The sequence below is a fragment of the Vibrio cyclitrophicus genome, assembly GCF_024347435.1.
GTDB lineage: Bacteria > Pseudomonadota > Gammaproteobacteria > Enterobacterales > Vibrionaceae > Vibrio > Vibrio cyclitrophicus.
Window position 1 is genome coordinate 1,154,336 of sequence record NZ_AP025481.1, and the last position, 14,367, is coordinate 1,168,702.

Consider the following 14,367-nt stretch of genomic DNA (forward strand, 5'->3'; position numbering starts at 1 on the left):
TTTGATATAGCATTAAGAATACGGCCTCCAAACCACTCTTTGGCTCTTCCGGCTAATTCTCTTCGTGATTGTAAATATGTACATCGCGTTGTGGGAATGGAATCGTGATGCCTTCTTCATCAAAGCGTTTCTTTACAGTTTCCGTCACATCCCAATATACATCCCAGTAATCCTCAGTCTTAACCCAAGGTCTCACTACAAAATCAACCGAAGACGTATTCAAGGTGTGAAGCTTGATCATGTGTTCTGGTGTTTTAAGCACTAAAGGATGCGCAAGAATGATGTCATTTAACACACCTTTTGCTTTATCGATATCATCGGAATAACCAATACCAAAAACCATGTCAACACGTCTAACACGCTCTGCAGTAATGTTATTGATCACATCACCCCAGATCTTATTGTTAGGGATCACCAAGCGTTGGTTATCGATAGTTTGAATCGTGGTTGACACTAAACTCATGTCCTTTACCGTTCCTTGCACGCCAGCCACTTTAACCATGTCACCAACATCGTAAGGACGATAGATTAAGATCATCAAACCTGATGCAAAGTTAGACAAAGTATCTTGTAACGCAAAACCAATGATGACACCCGCAACACCAAAACCAGTAAGTAATGGTGCAAGCTCTATTCCTATCTGAGATAGGGCAATAAGCAAACCAATAAACACAACAGCTTTAGAGGCGATGGATACAAAAAATTCTTGCATCAATACGCTGAAATCCATTTTTGAATGCGAAACACTCTTACGGACCGTCTTACGAGCAACATTGGCAACAAGCCGAGTTACGTACAAAATACCCAAGAACAGTGCAAGCTTGACGACAAAAGAAGGAGTATTTTCAAATGCCCATGAACTAAACGAACGCAACCAGCTATCCAATAGATCTAATGCGACATCAACATCCAGTACGTCAGCATTAATGTCCCCTGTCGTCGCCAATAGGATGCGCTTGTAAGACGTCACATCCACACCAAATGGCGCCATCATAGAGATGTTTTTCTCTAAACTGGCGACCATGACACTGGTTCGTTCGCTAAAGCGTACTAGTTCAGTTTTGATCGTCGCTTTTTCTTCTTCACTAACAAAAGACAAGCGGCGTTCTAGATCTTGACGCTGAGTGTCTGTGTAAAGAATCGCATTAGTGAGATATTGAGAACGAGAAAGCAATGCCGCTTTTAACTGGCTTTCCGCGGCCGTTACATCGACGCCTCTTTCTTTCGACCAACTTAAAGTTTTAGAGAGTTGTTGATAGTAGACATCCATCATCCCAATTCGTTTTTGAATCAGCAGCTCAAGACGCTTTTTAGCATCCCCTTCAGCCGAACGATTCTCTTTACTCATCGAGACAATCTTAACTTCGTTCAATGACAGTAAATGTTGTAAAAGTTCAACCTGCTGAGCAAGAACGGTATCTAACCCTTCCTCTTTATCGGAGGATAACTGGGAAAAAATCTCCTCACGAAGTGCTTGGTTCTTTCGTCTTAATATATCTTCTAGAAACGGCTTCTCAGCATCATGCGCGGTTTCTAATGTTGTTAGATCCAGCATTAGCTGATCTTGTGCTTCTGCAATTTTATCAACGCCTTGTGCAAAACTTCCAAATGCGACAAGCGTCAACATCAACAATAGACAACGCCAAACCTTCATCATATTAATTCCTATTAATGTCTAAATTGACCTTATAAATAGTAGTAAAAAGAAGATGGATAACAAGCATTTAAACGTATGTTGTGCTAAAAATTAGCAAAAAATAAACCCGCATCTAATATTTGACAGTTCCAATCCATCTTTATGACCTGTAGAGTACGCATCCAACAAAGAACAACGACCAATATCTTCACTCAGGCGCAGCACTAAAACGCCTCTAAATACGATATTGGCTCACAGTAAGAGAGCATAAAAATGAACAACGAACTTGATATTATTGAGTCTCTAGAAGAGCTAGAACAATTCCTAATTTCAGTTGAAGCTGGCGGTCTCGGCCTAGAAGGTGTTGAAGGCGTGGGCATGGCAACCAATAACGCTGATGGTCGCCACTTCGTTGCCGTATTCAACAGCAGCCATAAAGTTCTGCTTGCTCGTTGGATCACCAAAGAAGTTTTTGACAATGGCAAAGAGTTAGTTCGTAACGGCCCACGTCGCAATCACTAAGACACTCTCGTAATGCTTCGTAGTTCAAAGCATTAGATGACAAAGCCGAATAAAGTAAGTCCAACTTAATTCCTAACGAATGGTTGGACTTTTTTGTGCCAGCTATTAGCGGCTTGCTCACGCTACTCCCCGGCACCCCTCCTTTGCTGAAAAAATCAGCGAAAAGGGAAAAAGAGAAGATTATTGTGAACTTAAGTCAGACCTCGATGCCTGAGTTGTTAGAGCTGACGTTTATGCAGCCCTTTTACTTTGACAATTTTATAACTTGTGGCACGTATAAAAGTTATCTAAGCTAGCAGCAACTCGACTAGCTTGCTAACTATGTCAATTACTGGCTATTTCAATTACTGATTTGATTACTGACTGATTTGCAAAGCACACCACTACGTTTTTTATCCCAACAGAACCGCCGGCAACAGCATTCACTCTGGGCGCTCCTCCTTACTGGACTGGTTATCGTAACCTGTCTGGCGAGTACGCTGTCTTCAAAAAAAGTAATGCTACCTTCATCGGCTGGTGATCAATCAATCCTAATTAGCACAAAAACACAGGCCCTCACGGAAACTAAGATTCTGGGAGAAAAGCCGGCTCACGCAGAAACCAACGCCTCTAAAACTCAAGTTACATTTTCAGACAACATGGCAACGCTATACGCCAATTTTTTTGGTGCTGAAGCGTCTAAAACACTGACAACACCAAATTCAAGTTCCTGCAGTCTAAGTTCAAAAATGCTAACTTTCGCCACTCCTAAAACGGGCTGGCTGACCCCTTTTATCCTACTTCTCGCTGTCGCATTCAACTTGCCACCTCACATCTCTAGATTATCCAGAGACAACCATCGCTCTTCTCGACCTACAAAACTTCGGTTACATCTAAAGCACTGTATATTTAGAGAATAAATAACCGGGCTATTCCACCCTTTTATTTATTTTTTGGAGATACATTTGTGTACAACACACTACTAACTAAGTTTGTCGATTCGTTGGCACTCTGCATGCGTGCATGCACGAAAACTATCGTCGTTGCCATTTTGGCTATGGCGTCATTTACTGCTTTAGCGCAAACTACGGGCTGGATAAGTGCGCCAGAGCATCCACCTGTAAAAATACGAATGATGTCGACGGGTGAACAGTCAGATGACGGTTCAACAGTTCAGACGATATTGGATGTTGAGCTAGACGGCGACTGGAAAACCTATTGGCGTAGCCCCGGTGAAGGCGGAATCCCACCAAGCTGGGACTGGTCTGATTCAACGAATATAGAGTCTGTAAACTGGCACTGGCCTATTCCTAAGTACTACGAGCAGCTCGGTGTGATGACGTTAGGTTACAAAAAACACGTCAGCTTTCCGGTTACCTTAACGCTAAAAGACAACACGCAACCTGCGGTATTCAGAGCCTCTCTCTCGTTTCCATCTTGTACGAATATCTGTGTTTTGACTGACTATGACATCGAACTCCCTATCGACACGCAAACATTGCAGCTCGATGAGGAAGCAATGTTCCTCTTCAATCAAGGCATGAGCCAATCTCCAAGAGAAGCGAATCGCACCTCAGTTAACGGACTGTTCTGGGACAAGAGTAAGCAACAACTGGTGACCCAGTTAACGAGTAAAAAAGGTTGGGATAAGCCCCAGGTGCTGATCGACGGCCAAGAAGTAATCGATGACTTCTTCGCTCAACCAGCGATCTATATTACAGGTAATACGTTGACCGCTGTCTACGATGTTAGCAACTGGCTTGGAGAGGTCGACTTAACCAGTCGCAGGGTGAGCATCACCGTTTCTGACACCAACTTAGCGGAAGAGATGATTGCACCGGTTGGATCTACCCCAATCACTTACCAAGAGAGCAATAATGGCTTAGGGGTAATGCTTGGATTTGCCCTAATTGGTGGTTTGATACTCAATATTATGCCGTGTGTACTGCCAGTATTAGGAATGAAATTAAACAGCATCATTCACAACCAAGGCGCATCAAATCGTCATATCCGAATCTCATTCTTAGCCTCGGCTATGGGGGTGATTACCTCGTTTGCATTGTTGGCCTTTGGCATGACCGTTCTAAAAATGGGTGGCAACGCGATTGGTTGGGGAATCCAATTCCAAAACGTCTGGTTCATTGCATTCATGCTGATCATCACTTTGCTGTTCTCGGTTAACTTACTTGGGTTAGTCGAATTCAGACTACCATCGGGTTTAAACACTTGGATAGCAACCAAAGGCGATGACTCACATTCAGGCCACTTTGTTCAAGGCATGTTTGCGACGTTGTTAGCAACACCATGTAGCGCACCATTCTTAGGTACGGCTGTGGCTTATGCACTAGGTGCGAGCTATCAAGAACTGTGGGCGATCTTCATTGCTTTAGGCATAGGCATGAGTGCGCCTTGGTTAATCTTCGCAACTTTCCCTAATTTGACTAAGCTACTACCAAAACCTGGAGCGTGGATGTTCAAGGTCAAACTGATCTTTGGTTTGATGATGTTTGCCACCAGCTTATGGTTAGCCAGCTTGATGACGCCGTTTATTGGCAAGTTTTCAACAATATTAATGTCACTGTCCATCGTGATTTCAGTATTGATTTGGATTGGCCGTAAGTTAGGTCGCAAGGTCCTTATCCCTATAGTGGCTACCACTACTCTTGTGTTTGGTGCGGCTTTAATCATAGGCAGTGTCACCGCTGATAATTGGGCAACGCCAATTGTTGATGACCTTGCTTGGCAGAAGCTTGACTCGAAACAAATCCCTCAGCTCGTTGAGCAAGGCAAAACGGTATTTGTTGATGTAACAGCAGAATGGTGTATCACCTGTAAAGCCAACAAGATCGGCGTCATTCTTCAAAATCCTGTCTACAACCACCTACAACAAGAAGACATTGTCTTGATGAAAGGCGACTGGACAACACCTAGTGAGAGTGTCACTCAATATCTACAAAGTAATGGGCGATTTGGTGTGCCATTTAATATCGTCTACGGGCCAAGCTATAAAAGCGGTATCCCATTACCTATCATTCTAGACAGCGATACTGTCGTTCAAACTCTCGATGCTGCGAGGTAAGTAATGAAGGCTCCCAACAATGAAGAGAAATCTCGCACGACTGAAAACTACGCTGTAAAGGGTAAAGCCAAGAAGTCTAGTAGCCTTAAGAAGTGGGGAAAGGAACTGGTTTCAATGATACTGATCGTTGGCGTAGTTTCATTTGCGATGGATTTTTATCATAGCAGAAGTATGCCTCAGGGCAACGCCGTTCCAATCGTGGGGAAATCGCTCCAAGGCGAAGATATTGACGTTATCGAACTAAGCAAAAATGGTAAACCCGTGATTGTCTACTTTTGGGCAACATGGTGTGGTGCCTGCAAATTTGTGAGTCCAACCGTCAACAGTTTCAGCGACACCCATCAAATAGTGTCAGTCGCCTTGTCATCTGGGCAAGACGAACGTGTTCAGCGGTTTTTAGATGCCAAAGAATATCAATTTCCGACCATCAACGATGTCTCAGGTTCGATCAGTAGAGATTGGAGAATCAATGTCACTCCAAGCATTGTCATCATCAAAGATGGAAAAATAAGCAGTATCGCAACAGGTGTTACTTCCCCTATTGGGCTTTGGCTAAGAGCCTACTTTTCCTAATAAAAAAGGTAAAAGTTAACCCACTTATAACTAGAATTAAATCGCTATAGGCACAAACGAACCTCTAGCGGTCACCAAAATTAGAGAATTGAAATGAAAAAGCACATTATAAGCACGTTGATTATTGGCTCACTGATGAGCGCCAGCGCTTTTGCCGAATTAAATAAAGAACAAACTCAACAACTTGAAGAAATTAACCAATTTCTAAAAGACAACCCTGCGACCATTTCAGGCCTACATACCAGCCTACAACGATATGTTGCAGGCCAAGAGCAAGCTAAAAAAGCCCAGGAAACCAGTCATGACTGGCTATACAACAATGACGCTCACCCAGTATCAGGTAATCCAAAAGGCAAATCGATTATCATTAACTTTACAGACTATAACTGTCCATATTGCAAACGCTTAGAAAAAGGCCTATCTCAACTCACAGCTGAAAATAGTGATATTAAGATCATCAATGTGTTCCTGTCTTTTAAGCAGCAACAAGTTAATGGTCTCGACACAAATGCAGCTCTGTATTCGATGAAAGTATGGAAAGAACAACCGGAGAAATTCCAAGAGGTCAGTCGGTTACTTATGGCCAAAAGCGGTAGTCACACTAAGAACTCACTACAAGCAGTCGCTAAAAGAACAGGAACTGAAGACCAATTAAACACAACTGCTGAACAGAACCAAACGCTAATGACAAACCACCAAACTTTTAGCGCTCTTGGTTTAACAGGGACACCGACTTTAATGATAGATGGGCAAGTATTACCGGGTTATGTGCCTTACGACCGACTTAAAGATATTGTAGATGACGCTTTTTAATCGAGCCTAATAGAGACAAAGACTCAAAAGAGAAGTAAATAAAAAGCCGACTAGCGTAACTCGCAGTCGGCTTTTTGATGAGCTTAAGATAATGTTTTCAGTATTATATTTGAAACAGAAAAGCAGTCGAAGTGTCACTATCTTGCAATGGGTTCTTAATCTAGCCTCGCTACCCTAAAAGTAGTTCTGTCGAAGAGTCAAAGACGTGTTAACTCTAGACAACTGCCCTTTGACCGAGCCTCGCTCGGTCTTTTTTTGCGTGTTTAAATAGCGACACATCGCGTTAACACGGAAACATCCAATAGATATAATCCTAACTTAACAAGCGACAAACAAGCGCACCCGGCTCCCTTAACGCATCGACATTATAGCTGAGTACACGGCCAGAAGATGGCGCGCGATAACGACGACATTCATTGCCGAAAGCATCATACTGGATGGCCAACAAATCATCTTGTTCTACGCTCTGTAGAAGTTCAACCTGTGGCAATACGAAGCCACCAATATCAGCGCGGATAGAAACCACGTCATTACCCTCTACCCAATCTATGCTCGGCAATTGCATTTTGTCTGGGTTATGTCGGTCTATCTCGAACATTTCATAATAAGACAGCATGTTAAAAACACCGCCTACTGCTCGTTGAATCATGTCAGGTTGAGTAAATTTCCCCATACCCACTTCCACCGTGACACTCGGAATTCCACTTCGATTCCAAACCGTTTCTAAAATACCGGGGTCGCCAGGGTCATTCAGAACGCAATCGGGTTGCATCAGTCTCGCCATCTCCAAACATTGTTCGACTCGGTAATCAGCAAACACATAAAGCGGGTAGACTGCACCACGAGTTTGAGTATGGAGGTCGACGGCGAAGGTAGCATTATGCTTAAGCAAACGCTCCCACAAAGACGCAACAAAGCGCTCCGCAGCTAGGCCATTCGCATCCCCCGGAAAGAGCCGATTGAGGTTGGCCGGGCAAGAACCCGGATCCGAAGATATAAAATCACGGCTATGGTTCAGCAAACCAGACAAATTCACAGTAGGCACAATCGTTACCGTACCTTTGAGAGTTTTACCTACTAAGTCTCTGATAATTTGCTGAGCAGCCAACACACCATTTAGCTCATCACCGTGAATACCAGCAGTAATCATCAGCTTAGGGCCTTCTTGACTGCCTTTAAAAACAGAAACAGGCATATTCTTAGGTTGCCCTAACCCATCACTGGTTACTTGAAACCAAAACTGATGCTCTCCAGCGGGTAAGTCTTCAACATTCAAGGAACCAATAACCTGCCTACCTTGTAAAACATCGCCTAAGTACTCTGTTTTCATCCAACGTCTCCATCTTGTTGAGCAAAACTATTCTTTCTAAGTTGTTGCATCATAGAGGATATATTAACCAGCACAAACAGTTAATCGGATGAGCAAACCCGAATCTGAGCGTAAAAATCACTCATCCTGTCACCACTGATCCAAAAACGTCTTTTCGAAAGTCAGCACTCAAACCCACATGATTGACCGTACCATTCACAAACCGTTTAGGTATTGGAAATAAAAGTGCAATAAAATCAAAACGTAAAAAGTTCCCCATTCACGAAAATGTAATTTTATAGAAATGAAAGCGTAATTTAGCTGCTCTAAATTAGCTTCATATCGAAACGGAGAGCACATTGCTCACGGATTTTAAAATACAAGGTAAGTGATTATGAATAAGGCAGTTTTAGCTTCTGCAGTCGTAGCGGCACTAGTTTCAGGTTCGTCTCTAGCAGCAACAGTTTACAGCTCTGATGGTACTGAACTTAAAATTGGCGGTCGCGCAGAATTCCGTGGTGATTTCATTGGTTCAGGCGGTGAAGAAATCGAAGGTACAATGGAAAATAAAAGCCGTTTTCGTTTGAACGTTGGCGGTACTACAGAAATCAATAGTGACCTCTCAGGTTTTGGTTTCTACGAAGCAGAACAAAGCGTGAAATCTTCAGCTGATAACGATAAGACAGATAACTTCAAACAACGTTATATGTACGCAGGCCTAGAAGGTAATTTTGGTGCTGTTTCGGTAGGCCGTCAAGATACAGCTGCTGCTCAAATTTCGGAAATGTCAGATGTTACTATCTACTCTGGTGACCAAAAAGCATTCATCAACGCTGGCGACGAACAGGTAAACAACACGTTTGTATACGCTTACGACGCTGACGCGCTTTCTTTGAAAGCAAGTTTTATCGCAGGTGAAGATAAAGACACTGACGGTTACGGCATCTCTGGTATTTACACACTACCAATGGGTTTAGGCTTTGGTCTTGGCTACTCAGGTAATGACAACGGTACTGGTAATGGTTCGGCAACGGCTGTAATCGCTGGTATTAATTACAAAATGGATGCTTTATACCTAGGTGCGACATATACAATGGGCGACCTAGACGACAAATCAAAAACTGAGTTCTCAGGTGTGGAAGTTGCTGTTAAGTACAAGCTAACAGACCAATTTGAACTGGCGGGTTTGTACCAAAAACAAGAAGAAGACGCGACACAGAACTTAACTGTAGACACAGCTGACTTCTTTGAACTAACGGGGACTTATAAATTCAACAAATCTATCCGTACATACGTTGCTTACCAACTAAACAACCTAGACGATGTGAAGGTTTCAGGCCTAGAAACACAAAGCGAAGATTCTCTGCGCCTAGGTCTACGTTACGACTTCTAACCTAAATCGACTTTAGATTGAAAGTAAAAAGGTTGGGCAATCGCTCAACCTTTTTTCATATTCAAATATTATGACGAACTTCATCAATGCTTTTTCTGGTTAAGTGGTGCTAAATCCGTATCATACGCAGACCACATCAAAGAATTAGAAGCATCATGTCACAACATCATCCGATCCAAGGCGCTAGCTGGATGCTAACCGCAGGCTTAGCCTTTGCCGTTATTAATAGCTTAACCCAGGTCGCCAGTATTCATTTCGGACTTACTTCTACCACCGTCGCCGTTATCCAATATGCCATTGCATTGTGCGCCATTCTCCCATACCTAAAAACACTGGGGATTCGCCGTGCACTCAGAACCGACAATCTAAAAATGCACGTATTCCGTGTTTTCTTATCAGTTATTGGTATCCAACTCTGGATCTGGGCACTTGCTTACCCTGTACCCATTTGGCAAGGCATAGCCCTGCTCATGACCTCACCACTGTTTGCAACTATAGGTTCTGGCCTTTTCCTGAAAGAAAAAGTGGGGGCAGCTCGTTGGGGGGCAACTTTAGCCGGTTTCGTTGGTGCGATGGTCATCCTTGAACCATGGGGCGAAGACTTTAGTTGGGCAACACTATTACCCGTTGGCGCCGCTTTTTTCTGGGCTTGCTACTCTCTGATGGTGAAGAAACTTTCGTCACAAGATAGTCCTTCAACCATGGTGGTTTACCTGCTTCTCTTGATTACACCCTTTAACCTTCTTCTTGCTGTGCCTGATTGGCAAACTCCAAGCGGAGGCACTATCTGGGGAATATTAATTATCATTGGCATAATGACTGCGCTTGCACAATGGGCAATCGTGAAAGCTTACTCCGTGGCCGATGCCTCTTTTGTTCAACCATTTGACCACGCTAAGCTTCCACTCAATGTATTAGCAGGTTGGATCGTGTTTAGTTGGGTTCCACCTGGTCGTTTATGGCTAGGAGCCGCTATTATTATTGCATCAGTCGCGTTTATTACCCATTGGGAAACAAAAAAGCCGGCGAAAATAAAGTAAATTTAGGACCAATGAAATAAATAGTTCTGCTGTCCGTTCTATATTGATAAGAGAATTTAAACGAGGTCGTAGCCATGAAGAAACCAGTCAAGATCACACTATACCGTTGGGCAGGCAGCTGGGGTCCATTTAAAATAAACATCCCATGTGGAGAATGTACCCTCACCAAAGACATTCTGAAGGATACTTTTGAGAATGAGTTAGCAGGCGTTGATGTAGAGCTGGAAGTGAAAGATTGGTTATCTCACTGGTGGGAACCTTTAAAACTGGGTTCTTGGCATGCTCCAATCCTAGTTGTAGAAGGTAAAGTTGTTAGTCAAGGTGAAGCACTTAACCGCGGCGTGTTAGTTCAGTCGGTCATTAAAGAGTGGACTAAGCGAGACAGCTTGAAAGGCAACATTGTTTACGGCAAAGCGACCTGTCCATTCTGCGTCAAAGCAAAAAAAATGCTTGATGAAGCCGGCGTCGAATACACATACCACGATGTTGTAAAAGATAGCGCAGCCTTATATCGAATGATCCCTGAAGTGAAAGCGCACATTGGTGAGAAAACACCCGTCACCGTACCTCAAATCTGGCTTGATGGAAAATACATCGGCGGTGCCGACAACTTGGAAGCATGGATGAAAGAAAATGGTTTAGACACCATTCCTAACAACGTTGTCGACTTATCCAGCCAATCGGTTAACGAATAAGATGATTAACATATAAGTTTTTTGTGTCCATCCACAAAAAAGCTCGGCGATGACATTCATCCATCGCTAAAACGAAAAAGGCCTTAAACTTCATCGAGTTTAAGGCCTTTTAAAATTCCGTTTCTGAAAATGCTTATTTAGCCATTTTCTTCATCATTCGCTTAAAGAATGATGGCTTCTTTGGCTTTGATGTACCATACAATGCTTCATGCATCATGTTTTTTGCTGCCATTTGGCCAAGGTATGCGTGGCCCAATTCGTAATTCATGCTTATCTCCGCACATCATCTACTTTTCTTGTGTGCGGATTCTACACGTAAAACCCCCAAAAACAAGATCCAAATCACACTTTAATGCAAAATTACTAATGACATTGCAACCAACAGGTTCCCACCGCAGCTTTCATCAACATCATCAATTTTATACTAACGAGTTAATACAATTCATACTAAACCTAGCGCATTAAGTCTATTGAAGTTAAAGAGGTGGATTCGAAATTTATAAAAAAAGCAGCTCATTTGAGCTGCTTTTAAAATATTTCACTTAGAAACCCTAGCTACGCTTTGGCTGTCTGTAAGTTTTTCCAGCAATTTGGTACGTATCTTTTTGTTTCAATTCAAACATAGTTTCAAAGAACCAAGCTGCAAATTTAATTAAGTCATCGCCTTCATTCATGACATGTTCGATATACTCTTGCTCTTCGCCTAGTTCATTTTCTTGAAGCGTCACGTGGTAAATACGCTTTTCGCCTTCAACTTCAGCTAGCGAAAATTGACCAGTTAGTGATGCAGCAGCCTCAGCGACTTCTGTATCCTCATTGGATTTCAATAGCTCAAGTGCTTGAGGCAGGCTATCTAGTGCGCAGATAGCTTTTACCAATACTTCAAATTCATTTTGCTGCATGTTGTTTTACCTATTAAATGGACCGGAGCATTGTAGGAAACCAGCAGCACAAATACAACGCCTAACGATATTACGTTAGAGCATAGTAAGCTAAGTGCTTAACTGTACTCCACTTCAGTCACGTCGAGTTTCTTATTCAATCTCGTTGAAGACCAAAGAACCCAACCCATCCCTACACCAATGACCAGGTAAAACACACCAAGTTGCAGGTGAGTTGTCACCCACCTTTCGACCAAGTACCCACCGAATAAGCCAGCCAAGCACATTTGAATAGAGCCCGATAAAGCCGACACGGCACCAGCTTGCTTCTTGTGGGGTTCCAACAACATGCTAATCGATAGAGGAAAAGAGATCCCCTGAGCTATCGCTAACCAAGTAAAAGCCCACACGAGGTTAAAAATGGTTAGCTCGTGCGTAAGCAGCCAACCTCCAGAAGCCAAAATAATCAAAATCGCAAGGCTCATCAATTGCGGCGTACTGAACCTACGATTGAGCAAATTTAACGTAACACTACCAATCAACAATCCAGCCGAGGGGACGATCATCAAAGAGCCATATTCAGCAGCCGTCAATCCCAATTGTTCTTGCATTAAAAATGGGAATAACGAAAGCGACACCAAACTCGCCAGATAACTCATCCAGTTGTAACTCGCACTACTGATTACTTGTCGATTGGTCAGAAAACGTCCATAGTTCTTAATAACTTGAGTCGCATCAAAACGACTTTTTCCATAAGGAAGAGTCTCGGGTAACACAAAGTAGCCCAAGATAAATATGGCTAACAAATACAGTAAAACGAATAGGAATACCGCCTGCCAACCTAGATGAAATGAAATCCAACCACCAAATACTGGCGCAATAATTGGCATGATAGACGCGGTCATTGAAATGTAAGATAAAGCTTTGGTTAACTGAGGGCCATCATAACTGTCTCTAAGAACACTACGCCCTAATACGGACGCACTGCCCGCCCCTAAGCCTTGAAGTAACCGCCCGACTTCCAACGCTGTCATATTGTCAGAAAAAGCAAAACAAACGATTGTGCCAACCAAGTAAATACCTTGACCCAATAAAAAAATCGGCCTTCTTCCTACAGCATCAGACATAGGCCCATAAAAAAGCTGAGACAATCCAAATCCGACAAGGAACAGCGTAACTAGTAACTGAACGTCCACTTGGGTAACACTGAGGTCTGTGGCAATTAATGGTAATGACGGAAGATAAATACTCACGCCCACCTGGCCCGTCGCGATGATCATCATTGCGAGAAGTAATGGTGTTTTTTTAAAGGTCGATTGGCTCAAAAACTTTCCTCATTGTTTGATTTTTACTCGTAGAAATGAGTTTACATTCAAAACCAATAATTGATAATTGACCTAATTGGAATTTGATTAGGTCTTGACAGGAAACAATATGGATTGGATTCTTAACGTACAAAGCTATGTAAGGGTCGTTGAAGAAGGCAGCTTCAATGGTGCTGCACGTAAGCTGAATACCACCAGCTCAGCGATTAGCAAACGGGTTAATTGGTTAGAAGAACGTATTGGTACTCAATTACTCAAACGCACTACCCGCTCAATTAGCCAAACTGAAGCCGGGGCACTCTTTTATCAAAGAGCTAAAGATCAACTCGATAGTTGGCAGTCAATTATCGATGAAACTCGTTCGGTCAACCAAACCCCTGCTGGCTTGTTAAAGATAGGAGCAACCATTGCTGTCGGGTCTAAATTTCTCGTGCAATATCTGGATGACTTTTTGGAAAAGTACCCAGATATTAAGGTGCAGCTCATCACTACTACACCGGGTCAATTACCCGAACTGGGTTTGGACCTCGTGATCAGTCGTGAACTGGAACAACTCAATTCCTTAAGCTTTAAAAAAAGCGCTTTGTTTGAGCACAAAACTGGATTCTACGCCGCGCCAAGTTACTTAGCCCAACATGGCTACCCAACATGCGAGCAAGATTTAGAGCAGCACAATTCGCTAATATGGGGAGAACGCCCTATTCGAGAAGTAACACTAACCAAAGGCCAACGCATTACTCTCAAAGGGAATTTTGCCACCACAAACCCAGAGGCCTTATTTCATGCAGCCAAGAGAGGGATGGGCGTACTTTTAACCATTAAGGCAATGATAAAAGAGGATCTGAAACAAGGGACATTAGTTCCAGTATTACCAAATATAACGGCGGATGAGGTGATGGTTTACGCGTACTATCCTAAGCTTGATTACTCACATACACGAACAAAGCTATTTTTGGATCATCTTAAAGACAGGCTAAACAAAGAGCGTAGTAATCAGATTTTTGAATTAGATTCTGTGAAATAAGTCGCAACTGAGTTTGAAAAATTATATAACACGGCCGATAATAAACTAGACGCATATAGATTAGACATATTCAAGATTTAACGATATGGCTTGTACAA

At 42.8% G+C, this 14,367-nt stretch carries 13 protein-coding genes; 8 read left to right on the forward strand and 5 right to left on the reverse strand.

Features of this window, described 5'->3' with window-relative positions; all coding sequences use genetic code 11:
• Positions 1 to 52 precede the first annotated feature (52 nt).
• The gene (locus OCW38_RS19960; protein WP_016769344.1) at positions 53 to 1,657 is read right to left on the reverse strand and encodes a mechanosensitive ion channel family protein; all 1,605 of its coding nucleotides are present in this window, start codon (positions 1,655 to 1,657) and stop codon (positions 53 to 55) included.
• A 252-nt stretch (positions 1,658 to 1,909) separates the two neighbouring features.
• Between OCW38_RS19960 and OCW38_RS19965 the strand changes: the two genes are divergently transcribed.
• The 4 genes from OCW38_RS19965 (at position 1,910) to OCW38_RS19980 (ending at position 6,602) form a co-directional block, all read left to right on the forward strand.
• Positions 1,910 to 2,158, forward strand: a complete 249-nt coding sequence (locus tag OCW38_RS19965; protein WP_010431154.1) for a hypothetical protein — start codon at positions 1,910 to 1,912, stop codon at positions 2,156 to 2,158.
• A gap of 994 nt (positions 2,159 to 3,152) precedes the next feature.
• Complete coding sequence (locus tag OCW38_RS19970; protein WP_016768793.1) at positions 3,153 to 5,216, forward strand: protein-disulfide reductase DsbD family protein; 2,064 nt, start codon at positions 3,153 to 3,155, stop codon at positions 5,214 to 5,216.
• 3 nt (positions 5,217 to 5,219) lie between these two features.
• The gene (locus tag OCW38_RS19975; protein ID WP_261895918.1) at positions 5,220 to 5,789 is read left to right on the forward strand and encodes a protein disulfide oxidoreductase; all 570 of its coding nucleotides are present in this window, start codon (positions 5,220 to 5,222) and stop codon (positions 5,787 to 5,789) included.
• 93 nt (positions 5,790 to 5,882) lie between these two features.
• Positions 5,883 to 6,602: a DsbA family protein gene (locus OCW38_RS19980; protein ID WP_010431163.1), complete on the forward strand. Its 720-nt coding sequence runs from the start codon at positions 5,883 to 5,885 to the stop codon at positions 6,600 to 6,602.
• 313 nt (positions 6,603 to 6,915) lie between these two features.
• Here the strand turns inward: OCW38_RS19980 and OCW38_RS19985 are convergent, their stop codons facing one another.
• Complete coding sequence (locus OCW38_RS19985; RefSeq protein ID WP_010431167.1) at positions 6,916 to 7,932, reverse strand: succinylglutamate desuccinylase/aspartoacylase family protein; 1,017 nt, start codon at positions 7,930 to 7,932, stop codon at positions 6,916 to 6,918.
• 373 nt (positions 7,933 to 8,305) lie between these two features.
• Here OCW38_RS19985 and OCW38_RS19990 point away from each other — a divergent pair, with 373 nt between their 5' ends.
• The 3 genes from OCW38_RS19990 (at position 8,306) to OCW38_RS20000 (ending at position 11,039) form a co-directional block, all read left to right on the forward strand.
• Complete coding sequence (locus OCW38_RS19990) at positions 8,306 to 9,304, forward strand: porin (RefSeq protein WP_016768794.1); 999 nt, start codon at positions 8,306 to 8,308, stop codon at positions 9,302 to 9,304.
• A 155-nt stretch (positions 9,305 to 9,459) separates the two neighbouring features.
• On the forward strand, positions 9,460 to 10,344 hold the full coding sequence (locus tag OCW38_RS19995) for a DMT family transporter (RefSeq protein ID WP_016768795.1): 885 nt from the start codon (positions 9,460 to 9,462) through the stop codon (positions 10,342 to 10,344).
• 74 nt (positions 10,345 to 10,418) lie between these two features.
• Positions 10,419 to 11,039 (forward strand): glutaredoxin domain-containing protein, encoded by a 621-nt coding sequence (locus OCW38_RS20000; RefSeq protein WP_016768796.1) that lies wholly within the window; start codon positions 10,419 to 10,421, stop codon positions 11,037 to 11,039.
• 133 nt (positions 11,040 to 11,172) lie between these two features.
• Here the strand turns inward: OCW38_RS20000 and OCW38_RS20005 are convergent, their stop codons facing one another.
• The 3 genes from OCW38_RS20005 to OCW38_RS20015 form a co-directional block, all read right to left on the reverse strand.
• Positions 11,173 to 11,307: a hypothetical protein gene (locus tag OCW38_RS20005; protein WP_010431176.1), complete on the reverse strand. Its 135-nt coding sequence runs from the start codon at positions 11,305 to 11,307 to the stop codon at positions 11,173 to 11,175.
• A gap of 283 nt (positions 11,308 to 11,590) precedes the next feature.
• Positions 11,591 to 11,941 (reverse strand): hypothetical protein, encoded by a 351-nt coding sequence (locus OCW38_RS20010; protein ID WP_010431179.1) that lies wholly within the window; start codon positions 11,939 to 11,941, stop codon positions 11,591 to 11,593.
• A gap of 98 nt (positions 11,942 to 12,039) precedes the next feature.
• Positions 12,040 to 13,245 (reverse strand): multidrug effflux MFS transporter, encoded by a 1,206-nt coding sequence (locus tag OCW38_RS20015; RefSeq protein WP_010431182.1) that lies wholly within the window; start codon positions 13,243 to 13,245, stop codon positions 12,040 to 12,042.
• A 109-nt stretch (positions 13,246 to 13,354) separates the two neighbouring features.
• Between OCW38_RS20015 and OCW38_RS20020 the strand changes: the two genes are divergently transcribed.
• On the forward strand, positions 13,355 to 14,269 hold the full coding sequence (locus OCW38_RS20020) for a LysR family transcriptional regulator (RefSeq protein ID WP_010431185.1): 915 nt from the start codon (positions 13,355 to 13,357) through the stop codon (positions 14,267 to 14,269).
• The last annotated feature ends 98 nt before the right edge of the window (positions 14,270 to 14,367 follow it).